The 10,674-nt window shown below is 69.6% G+C and carries 7 protein-coding genes; 2 read left to right on the forward strand and 5 right to left on the reverse strand.

What is annotated here, in order from left to right:
* Positions 1 to 156 precede the first annotated feature (156 nt).
* Positions 157 to 1,470: an MFS transporter gene (locus tag BN1056_RS04515; RefSeq protein WP_210579423.1), complete on the reverse strand. Its 1,314-nt coding sequence runs from the start codon at positions 1,468 to 1,470 to the stop codon at positions 157 to 159.
* 340 nt (positions 1,471 to 1,810) lie between these two features.
* On the opposite strand from BN1056_RS04515, the gene BN1056_RS04520 reads away from it, so the two are divergent.
* Together BN1056_RS04520 and BN1056_RS04525 are read left to right on the forward strand one after the other, a co-directional pair.
* On the forward strand, positions 1,811 to 3,118 hold the full coding sequence (locus BN1056_RS04520) for an MFS transporter (RefSeq protein WP_210579425.1): 1,308 nt from the start codon (positions 1,811 to 1,813) through the stop codon (positions 3,116 to 3,118).
* 206 nt (positions 3,119 to 3,324) lie between these two features.
* Positions 3,325 to 3,966, forward strand: coding sequence for a TetR/AcrR family transcriptional regulator (locus BN1056_RS04525; protein ID WP_210579427.1), 642 nt, complete (start codon positions 3,325 to 3,327; stop codon positions 3,964 to 3,966).
* Between the two features lie 300 nt (positions 3,967 to 4,266).
* Here BN1056_RS04525 and BN1056_RS04530 read toward each other — a convergent pair whose 3' ends face one another.
* From BN1056_RS04530 to serC, 4 genes are all read right to left on the reverse strand, one after another.
* Complete coding sequence (locus BN1056_RS04530; RefSeq protein ID WP_210579429.1) at positions 4,267 to 5,718, reverse strand: glycoside hydrolase family 30 protein; 1,452 nt, start codon at positions 5,716 to 5,718, stop codon at positions 4,267 to 4,269.
* 53 nt (positions 5,719 to 5,771) lie between these two features.
* The gene (locus tag BN1056_RS04535) at positions 5,772 to 7,916 is read right to left on the reverse strand and encodes a beta-galactosidase (protein ID WP_210579430.1); all 2,145 of its coding nucleotides are present in this window, start codon (positions 7,914 to 7,916) and stop codon (positions 5,772 to 5,774) included.
* Positions 7,917 to 8,189: 273 nt separating this feature from the next.
* Positions 8,190 to 9,377 (reverse strand): phosphoglycerate dehydrogenase, encoded by a 1,188-nt coding sequence (locus tag BN1056_RS04540; RefSeq protein ID WP_111819042.1) that lies wholly within the window; start codon positions 9,375 to 9,377, stop codon positions 8,190 to 8,192.
* A gap of 45 nt (positions 9,378 to 9,422) precedes the next feature.
* Positions 9,423 to 10,505, reverse strand: coding sequence for a 3-phosphoserine/phosphohydroxythreonine transaminase (gene serC / locus BN1056_RS04545; protein ID WP_210579431.1), 1,083 nt, complete (start codon positions 10,503 to 10,505; stop codon positions 9,423 to 9,425).
* Positions 10,506 to 10,674: the final 169 nt, after the last annotated feature.

Here is a 10,674-nt window from a genome sequence, read left to right on the forward strand (position 1 = left end):
GCACCTTCCAGTCCGCCGCCGCGAGCCGCGGCAGCAGATTCGACCCGAGGTACCCGCCGCCACCGGTCACGAGGACGCGCTTCATCCCCCAATTATTACGCAGAAGCAACATCTGCACCCCCGTCGCGCGCAGTCTCATTGCGGCGCGAGGGCCCCTCAGCCCAGCCCGGGCAGGCCGGCAACCTCCCGCGGTCGGTCGTGCAGGGCGCGCACGCACGCCCGGTAGATGAGGGCCACGCACCACACGAAGCCCACCAGCGCCACCTGCACCGGGCGCGACCAGCCGACGTCGGGCATGACCAGCACGGCCACGCCGGCCGCCACGCACTCGGCGGTGTTGAAAAGGACGTCGTAGATGGAGAAGGCGCGGCCGCGGTAGGCGTCGGCGGTGTCGGCCTGGACGATGGTGTCGACGGCGATCTTGGCACCCTGCACGCCCACGCCGAAGATGAAGATCCCCGCGGTCATGAGCGCCTGCTGGTGGGTGCCCACGAGGATCAACTGGCCAACCGATCCGCCGAGCAGGCACATGACGATCCAGGTCGACGGCGCCACGCGCTCGTGGGCCAGCGGGGTGAGCACCACCGCCAGGCCGTGGCCGGCGACCATGGCGCCCATCAGGGTGGCGAAGATGGCGAGCCCCGTGTCGGCGTCCTCGGGGGCGGCGAGCAGGTTGCGGGCGGTCAGGATCATGGTGATCACCTGCATGCCGTACACGAAGCGGTGCAGCGCCATGGTGGTCAGCGCCAGACCGGGGGTGCCCCGGCGCACCAGGTAGCGCACGGCGTCGGCAAGGTCGCCGGCGGTGGCCGCGAGCGCAGCGCCCAGGCCGTCGTCGGCGGGCTTGTCCGGGCCGAGCTGGTTGGCGCCGAGCCGGGTGACCACCCCGGCGGCCAGCACATACAGCACCATGGCGGTCAGCAGGCTGGCGGTGTCCTGGGCGGTCCCGGCCGGCAGCGCCAGGCGCAGCACGAAGCCGATGACGGCGCCGATCGCGGTGGCGGCACCGCCCAGGGTGGGCACGATCGAGTTGGCGGTCAGCAGGCGTCGGTGGTCGATGATCTGCGGCAGCCCGGCGGACAGCACGGACAGCAGGAAGCGGTTGATGCCCAGCGCCACCAGGACGAGCACGTACACGGCCGGGCCGATGCCGGTGGCGCGCAGCGCGAGCGCGGTCAGCGCGATGACGCCGGCGCGCGCCAGGTTGCCGTACAGGAGGGTCTGCCGACGGCGCCAGCGGTCGATGAACGGCCCGGTGAAGGGGCCGACGACGCTGAAGGGCAGCAGCATAACCACCAGGGCCGCGGCCACGCCGGAGGCGGTGGTCATGTTTTGCGGCTGGAAGAAGAACAGGGTGGCCAGGCCCGCCTGCACCATGCCGTCGCCGGTCTGGGACACCAGGCGGACGCCCAGCAGGCTCCGGAAGGCCGGGACGGAGGCGAGGTCCTTGAGGTCGTCGGTCAGACGCATGGGCATAGCCTTCCGCATGGGCGCGCCGACGGCGGTCAGCGTCCGCTGTGAGATCCGGCTGGGAAGGCGCGTTACGACGGCGTGAGTCCACTCGGGGAGCCGCGGCCGCGGGGGGCTTCGGCCGCGCGGGTCGCCCAGGCCGACGTCGGCGCGAAGCGCTGATACCGCAATCGCCTCGGCAAGGGTGGGTGCGAGGCACGAACGCCCGAATCGAGCTAGCAAACGCTTTGGCAACCCTTGACAACAACCGCGAACGGCGATTAGTCTTCCCGACGTACTTACTAAGTAGTAAGTAACTGCCGTTGGTGAACATCGCCGTTCAATGAAAGGGTCCACGCACATGGCACAGCAGCCCGCGACCCCCGCCGAGGAAGACGCCTCGGCTCCCTCCAACCTCGCCCCCGACACCGGCCTACCGCTCGACCGAGGCGCCATGGTGCGCTTCGGCGCAGGTTTTCTCCTGATATCCGTACTTTGGGCAGTCGGCCTGAGCATCATCGCCTCGGTGCTCCTACCTCAACGCCTGAAGGACTTGGGAGTTGCCAACCCCGATGCGCTTCTCGGCACCATCAACGCAATCACCGCCATCGTCTCGCTGGTCTCCAACCTGATCTTCGGCAACTTCTCCGATCGCACTCGCTCACGTCTTGGGCGCCGCACCCCCTGGGTCGTCTGGGGAGGAATCATCGGCGGAGTCACGCTCTTCGCCGTTGGCGTCATCGGCAACACCAAGCTGCTCACGCTCGACTACTGCCTGTGCATGGTCGGCCTGAACATGATGCTCGCCCCGGCGATCGCCGTGCTGTCCGACCGCGTACCCGAGTCCATTCGCGGCACCATGTCCACCTTCTGGGGCGTGGGCGCGGCGATGGGCTACCCGCTCGGCGCAATCATCGGCGCCTCCTTCATCACCGGAGGCTCTGCCGCAACCTCGGGCTTCGTGGTCGGCGGCATCCTCATGGGTATCTCCGGCATCGTTGCCGTGGCGCTGTGGCCGCGCGAGCGCTCCTCCGCCGACCTGCCTCCGGCGGGCCAGTCCCTGGCTGATCTCGCCCGCTCATTCATTCCCCCCACCCACGGCGCCAGCGACTTCTACAAGGCGTTCTTCGGCCGCTTCACGATGCTCATCTCCTACCAGATGATCAACGCCTACCAGCTCTACATCATTCAGGACTATCTGGATCTGTCCGCCGGACAGGTGGCCTCCACCGTCGCACTTACCAACACCATCATCCTGGTGGTCAGTCTCGCCGGCGGCTTCATCGGCGGCCCACTGTCCGACCTGTTGCACCGCCGCAAGGTGCCGGTGGTGATGGCCTCCCTGTGCTTCGCCCTGGGAGTCGCAATGCCCTGGATCATGCCGACGACAACGGGTATGTACCTGTTCGCCGCCATCGCCGGATTCGGCTACGCGGTCTACGGCTCCGTAGACCAGGCGCTGAACGTGGATGTGCTGCCCGACCCCGAGACGGCCGGCAAGGACCTGGGCATCCTGAACATGTCCACCACCTTCGGTCAGATGTGCGGCCCGATCATCACTTCCTTCGTGGTCACCCGCACCGGGAGCTACTCCCTGGTGTTCCCAATCTCGATCGTCTGCGCCGTCGTCGGCTGCTTCTCCATCCTGGCGATCCGCAAGGTGCGCTGAACGGATGTGCCCACGCGCCCGGCCGAGACACCATGCCCCGGCCGGGCGCGCCTCATTGTCGCCATCCGGGACAAACGGCGGCCGACCGCCTCGCAACCACTCGTACAACCGCGCGATCTCAACGATCCGTAATCGCGCCGTCGCCGCTGCGGGCGCGTTTGTCCCGGATTCGGGCAGTTAACGAGCCCGGGCCATAGGATCGGCGCATGCCGCCGTCCTCCCCCAAACGCCACCGCATGACCGCCGCCCAGCGGCGCGAGCAGATCGTTGATGTCGCCACCGAGTTGGTGGCCAAGCACGGATTCAACGGGCTGTCGCTGCAGGAGGTGGCGGACGCCGTCGGCATCACCCAGGCCGGGCTGCTGCACTACATCGGCACCAAGGACGGCCTGCTGGAGCTGCTGCTGAACGATCGCTACGACCGCCAGGGCACCCCGCAGGACTTCATCGACTCCGGCGACCCGGCCGCCACCCACCCCGAGGGCATCAGCCTGCCGGCCTACTTCCGCTACCTGGTGGCCTTCAATGAGGCTCGCCCGGAACTGATGGAGCTGTACATGACGCTGGGCGTGGAGGCGACCGACCCGCGTCATCCCGCCTACGAACGCTTCATCGACCGCCCCGACCAGGTGTGGGACTACTACTCCTCCTTCACGTGGCGGCTGCCCCCCGAGGTCATGGCGGCGGGCGGCTGGGAGTCGATGCGGCCGCTGGTGGAGATGGCGATCGAGGCGATGGACGGCGCACAACTCCGCTTCTTCCGCCGCCCGCCCATCTCCCTGGTCGAGGAGTGGGCGCGCTGGGAGGCGGTGCTGTTCCCCTCCCCGGTCTGGGACGACTACCGCTGACGCTCATGCAAATCACGACCTTGGGGTACGTTCCACGACCCCGGGGTGGTCGTGGAACGTACCCCAAGGTCGTGCAGTGTCACCAAGGTCGTGGAATGCGCACGAGCATGCGCGGGAAAGGCAGCAGGCCGACGACGGCGGGGCGGGAGCAGCGGGCCGCAGGCGTGGCCGGGGCTGGCGGGAGCGGCCCGAGGCACGAGGGCTGCGGCTGACAAGCCCTGGCCTGCTGCTCCCGCGCGTCGCTACCGCCGACCGCTCCCGACTCCGCCTTCCTAACTTCGCCTGCGCTCCGCGCGCCGCTCAGGCCAGCGGCTTGGGGGCCACCTCCACGTACTCGGCGGGCACCACCACGGTCACCAGGGAGTCGGCGGGGGCGGTGAAGGACACGTTCTTGCTGCCCACGCCCACCACGAACTCCTGCGGGGTGGTCATGTCGTTCTGTGCGGCCACCACCACCGAGCCGTCCGGGTTGTGGAAGGCCAGCAGGTTCTCATACCCCGTGTAGGACAGCGCCGGCACGAACCGGGCGCCCGGCTGCACGAAGCCGGACAGGTGTCGCAGCACGTAGTACTCGTAGGTGAAGCGGCTCCTGCCGGTTTCGGGGTCCACGGTCACCAGGGAGTTCTGGCTCCACCCCCAGCGGGAGACCCCGCCCTCGTCCAGGGCCAGGTTCCAGTAGTCGTAGACGCTGGCGCCGTTGTTGAAGTAGTGACGCATCATGGTCCAGGCGTAGCGGGCGTAGCGCCAGTCGTTCTTGCCGTCGCCGCACTCCTGCTCGGACTGGTAGATCTTCAGCTCCGGGTGGTTGTGGTGGACGAAGGGCACGGCCCGCTTGCCGTCCCACTGGAAGCCGACGCCGGCGATGTGCGGGCCCACCTCCGGGTCGGCCAGCACCTTCTCCACCATCGTGTCGTCCGGGCGCTCCATGGTGCCGAAGAAGACCTTCACGCCGCGCCGTTCCATCTGCGGGATCAGGTGCTTCAGGAAGGCGATCAGGCCCTCCGGCGTCCAGGTGCAGGCGGGGTAGATCTGGGCGGAGTTGAACTCGTTCTGCGGCATGACCATGGAGATGTCGATGCCGCGCTCGGCGTAGGCGTCGATGAACTTGCCGAAGTAGCGCGCATAGGCGTCCAGCACCTCCTCACTCAGGATCAGCCCGTCGGTGCCCTCCTCGATCTGGTTGTCCGGGGACAGGCCGTTGTCGAAGTTGGTCTGCTCGCTCATGGGGTTGGGAGCGGCGCAGGCGTAGTGCTTGTTGCGCTTGAACCACGACGGCGGGCCCCACGGGGAGGCCCACAGGGTCAGGTCGGGCCGCTGGGCCTTGGCGGCCTGAATGTAGGGCACCAGGGTGGCGTCGTCGTGCTCGACGCTGAAGTGCTCCAGGGCGAAGTCGCCGTCGACCTCGTCGTAGGAGTACCAGTCGGTGGCGAAGTCGTTGGCGCCCACCGGCATGCGACAGGTGGACAGGTTGGTGCCGACGCCGGGCGCGAAGATCTGCCGCAGCACCTCGGTGCGCTCGGCCTCGGATAGGCGGGACAGCGCCACCCAGCCGAGCTCGTTGAAGCAGACGCCGAAGCCGTCGATCTCCTGGGCGGGTGCGTCCAGACGCAGGAAGGCACCCGGGAAGGTCCGCATCGGCTCGATGGTGACGGGGGTGTCCGGGGTGAACCAGGGGTCGGCCTCGGTGGTGGCGTAGAACTGAAAGCCGGCGGCTTTGGCGGCGGGGGTGCCAGCTGGGCTGGTGTCGGTCATGGGTTCTCCTAATGATGCGGGTTTTGTGCTTCGTTGCGGTTGCCCAAGGCGACTCAGGCCTCGACGGCGAGGACGCCCCAGGCGGGGAGGGTGACGGTGGTGCCGGCCTCCAGGCGGGCGCCCGGGGCGGCGGCGGTGCCGAGCACGTCGTCCCCGCTCACCGGCAGGGCGATGGCGACGGCGTCGTGGGAGTAGTTCAGGAAGTAGCTCAGCTCCCGGCCGCGGCCGTTGGTGCCGCGGCGCACGGTGACGGTGCCGGCCAGGTCCTGGGCCCAGTCGGTCACGCCCGCCCGCTCGGCCACCAGCCGCAGCACGGCGCGGGCCAGCGCCGGGGCGGTCATGGTGGCCAGGTGGGTGATCGAGCCGGCGCCGACGGCGCGGGTGGCCACCGCCGGTCCGGACCAGGCGTGGTGGTCGTACTCGGCGAGCACCTCCACCTCGGCGTCGCCCTCACGAGCGGCGGCGTCGACGGGGGTGAGCAGCTCCATGAAGGTGGAGGCGGCCAGTTCTGCCGCCACTGCCGGGTCGGCTGCTATGCCGTCGTCGCCCAGGGCCGCGGCGAGCGCGCCCACCGGGCGCAGGGCGACGCCGTCGGGGCGGGTGAACTGGTCGGTGCCCAAGCCGAGCAGGGCGGACAGGCCGTGGGGCTGGCGGTCGGTGAAGACCTGCACGTTCTCGTCGGCGACGCCGGTGCGGAAGGTGGTGACCAGGTGGCCGCCACCGGCCACGTAGGCGCGCAGGGCGTCGGTGGTGGCCTGCGGGGTGACGTAAAGGGCGGGGGTGATCAGCACGGCGTAGCGGCCCAGGCGCTCGACGGGGGCGTCGGCGGGAACGATGTCGGCCTCCAGGTTGAGGTCGAACAGGGCGTCGTAGACCCAGCGGAAGACGTCGTTGTAGTTGGCGCCGCCGCCGGCGTACTGGCGCGGGAAGCCGGCCTCTAGGCTGAACCACTCCAGGGCCGTGTAGGCCTCGTTGGAGACCATGATGGCGATCCGGTTGTGCTTGCGCAGGCCGGCGAGCGAGTCGGCGTGGGTGCCCAGTTCGCGGCCGATCGTGACGGCCTCCCGGTAGGTGGGGTTGGGCGTGTAGTCCTGGCTGAGCAGGCCCTTCCAGTAGGTCTCGAAGGAGTTGTGCAGGGAGCCCCAGTGCCAGTACATGACGCCGCAGGCGCCGGAGGCCAGGTGGGAGTAGGCCTGCAGGCGCAGCTGGCCGGGGTAGGGCAGCCAGCCCATCTGCCCCTGCGCCTGCGTCTCGATGACCAGGTAGGGGTCGCCGTCCTTCAGGGAACGGGAGATGTCGCCGCCGAAGCCGATCTCGCGGCCGGTGAGGTGGTCCTCGCCGGGGTGGTAGATGTCCACGCCGGCCAGGGTGACGGCGTCGGCGGCCTGGAAGTGGTCGACGGCGGGCTGGATGCCGAAGGAGTAGCCGCGCCACTCGTAGTCGAAGTTCTGGGTGACGAACTGGTCCTCGCGCCGGTACTCGTCGACGATGGCGCGCTGCCAGGCGAGGAAGTCGGTGACCAGGCGGCGGCGGAAGGCGTCGAAGGCGGCGGCAAGGGAGCCGTTGATGGTGCCGGTGACGTCGGGGAAGTCCTCCCAGGCGCCCACCCGGTTGGACCAGTAGTTCAGGCCGAACGCCGAGTTCAGAGCGTTGAGGCCCTCCTGCCCGTCGCCGAAGCGGGCCTTGAGGTGGTCGACGAAGGCGCGCTGGATGTCGGTGTTGGCGGCGTCGTAGTACTTGGTCTCGTTGTCCAGCTGGAAGCCGACGACGTGCGTGCGCGGCGCCGTGTGCTCCGCCAGGGCGCGGATGGCGGCCTCGGCGTAGTGGCGGTAGGCGGGGGCGAGGATGTTCATGTTCTGGCGCGGCCCGTACTTGTTGGGGCCGGCGGCGGTGACGCCGAGGACCTCGGGGTGGCGGGAGGCCAGCCAGGTGGGGATGGCGGCGGTGGGGGTGCCGATGATGACGTCCAGGCCGTGCGCGGCGGCGGCGTCGAGGGCACGGTCGATGTGGGTGAAGTCGAAGACGCCGGGGGCGGGGTTCCAGGTGCCCCAGGTGAACTCGGCGATGCGGATGGTGGTGAAGCCGGCGTCCACCATCATCTGCATGTCGCGCTCAAGCCGGTCGGGGCCTGCGGCGGCGGGGGTGTACTCGTCGTAGTAGGCGGCTCCGAAGATGAGCCGGTCCGGGTGCTGCGTCATTGTGCCCTCCTGTGCGGCGCCCTCGCCGCTTATCTAGTAGTTACTAGATAGTAGATCAGTTGGGCGCGGAAGGGAAGAGGCAATAGAAGGCAATAGGTCCGCCGAGGCGACCTCGACGCTCACGCCGCAGGCAGCGACGACCCACACGCCACCCGCCTCGCACGCAAAACACGACCTTGGGGTACGTTCCACGACCTCCCCGGGGTCGTGGATTAGCCCGAAGGTCGTGGACTGCGCGCTGGCGCGGGCAGGATCGTGCGTCAGCGCCCAGGTTCAGGCGGCGGGCTCGAGAGCGCGGGCGGACAGGACGCCGTCGATGGCACGCAGCTGCTCGAGCACGTCCTCGCCGAGCTCGCCCTCGACGTCGACGAGCGTGACGGCGAGGTCGCCGCGGGAGCGGTTGAGCAGGTTGGCGATGTTCTGGCCCCGCTCGGCCACCAGGGTGGAGACCTGGCCGACCATGTTGGGCACGTTCTGGTTGACGATCACCAGGCGGCGGGTGCCGGGCTCGCGCGGCAGCACCGCCTCGGGAAAGTTGACCGCGTTGTGGACCTGGCCGTCCTCGAGGAAGCCGCGCAGCTCGTCCACGGCCATCACCGCGCAGTTGCGCTCGGCCTCCTTGGTGGAGGCGCCCAGGTGGGGCAGCGAGATGCACTTGGGGTGCTTGTGCACGGCGGTGGAGGGGAAGTCGCACACGTAGCCGCCCAGGGTGCCCTCGTCCAGGGCGGCGACGACGGCGGCCTCGTCCACGATCTCGGCGCGCGCGAAGTTCAACAGCACCGCCGTCTCCTTCATCAACGCGATGCGCTGGGTGGAGACCAGGCCGCGGGTGGACTCGATCAGCGGCACGTGCACGGTGAGGATGTCGGCGCGGCGGAACACCTCCTCCATGGACTCGGCGCGCTCCACCTCGGCACTCAGGTGCCAGGCGTGCTCCACGCTGATGCCGGGGTCGAAGCCCACCACGTTCAGGCCCAGCCCGAGCGCGGCGTTGGCCACCTGCACGCCGATCGCGCCCAGACCGATCACGCCCAGGGTGCGGCCGGGCAACTCGAAGCCGACGAACTGCTTCTTGCCGGCCTCGACGGCGCGAGCGATCTCGGCGTCGTCGCCGGTGAGCTCGTGGGCGAAGCGAGCGGCGGGGATGAGGTTGCGGGAGGCGATGAACAGGCCCGCCAGCACCAGCTCCTTGACGGCGTTGGCGTTGGCGCCGGGGGTGTTGAACACCGGGATGCCGCGCTGGGTCATGGCGTCGACGGGGATGTTGTTGGTACCGGCGCCGGCGCGGGCGATCGCCAGCACCGAGTCCGGAATCGGGACGTCGTGCAGCTTGGCCGAGCGCACCAGCAGCGCGTGGGGCTCGGTGACGTTGCCGCCGACGTCGTAGCGGTCGTCCGGGAAGCGGGACAGGCCGGCGCCGGAGATGGCGTTGAGGGTCTGGATGCGGAACTGCTTCGTCATGGCTGTGGCTTCTCCTGCGGTGCTACTGGGCTTCCGGGCGGACCGTCAGGCGCGGGTGCGCTCGAACTCGGTCATGTAGTCGATCAGGGCGGTGACGCCGTCGGCGGGCATGGCGTTGTAGATGGAGGCGCGCATGCCGCCGACGCTGCGGTGACCCTTGAGGTTGGTCAGGCCGGCGGCGTCGGCGCCGGCGAGGAAGTCGGCGTCGAGGGCGGGGTCGGCCAGGGTGAAGGGGATGTTCATCCAGGAGCGGGAGCGCGCCTGAACGGGGTTGTCGTAGAAGTCCGATGCGTCGATGGCGGCGTACAGGCGCTCCGCCTTGGCGCGGTTGCGCTCGCCCATGGCCTCCAGGCCACCGGTGGACTCGATCCAGTGCAGGATCAGCCCGAGCAGGTAGATGGAGAAGGTGGGCGGGGTGTTGAGCATGGAGTCGGCGCCGGCCATGACCTTCCAGTCCCAGATGGCGGGCACGTCCTCGCGGGCGCGATCCAGCAGGTCCTCGCGGACGACGACGATCGCCAGGCCGGCGGGCCCGAGGTTCTTCTGGGCGCCGCCGTAGATGACGCCGAAGCGCTCGACGTCGAGGGGGCGGGAGAGGTAGGTGGAGGAGAAGTCGGCCACCAGGGGGACGTCGCCGGCGTCGGGAATGTAGGGGAACTCGACGCCGCCGATGGTCTCGTTGGGCGTGTAGTGCAGGTAGGCGGCGTCGGCGGGGACGGTGAAGGAGCCGGGCTCGGGGGTGGTGGTGTAGGCGGAGGCGGACTCGTCGGCGACGACGCGCACGTCCACTCCCTGACGGCCGGCCTCCTTGATGGCCTTCTTGGACCACTGGCCGGTGTTGAGGTAGGCGGCGGTGGCGCCGCGGGCGGCCAGGTTCATGGGGATGGCGGAGAACTGGCCGGTGGCGCCGCCGGCAAGGAAGAGGACGCGGTAATTGTCCGGGACGCCGGCGACGCGGCGGAAGGCGGCCTCGGCGTCGGCGGCGCAGGCGACGAAGTCCTTCCCGCGGTGGGAGACCTCCAGCACACTCATGCCGGAGCCCTGCCAGTCGGTGAGCTCGGCGGCGGCCTGCTCGAGCACGGGCAGGGGCAGCTGTGCGGGGCCTGCGGAGAAGTTGTAGACGCGCATGGCTCCACGATAGCCGGGGTGCGCGGCGGGGCCGTAAAGCGTCTCATGGGACGGGGGGCGGGCGGAGTGTGCGGCGGGCGGCAGCAGGGGTGCCCGGGCGACCCCGCCGCGGCGGGCACCGGCCGTCTACTACGCCGGTTCGGGGTTAACAACGCCAGTTAACCGTCTG

The organism is Actinomyces succiniciruminis (assembly GCF_900002405.1).
GTDB lineage: Bacteria > Actinomycetota > Actinomycetes > Actinomycetales > Actinomycetaceae > Actinomyces > Actinomyces succiniciruminis.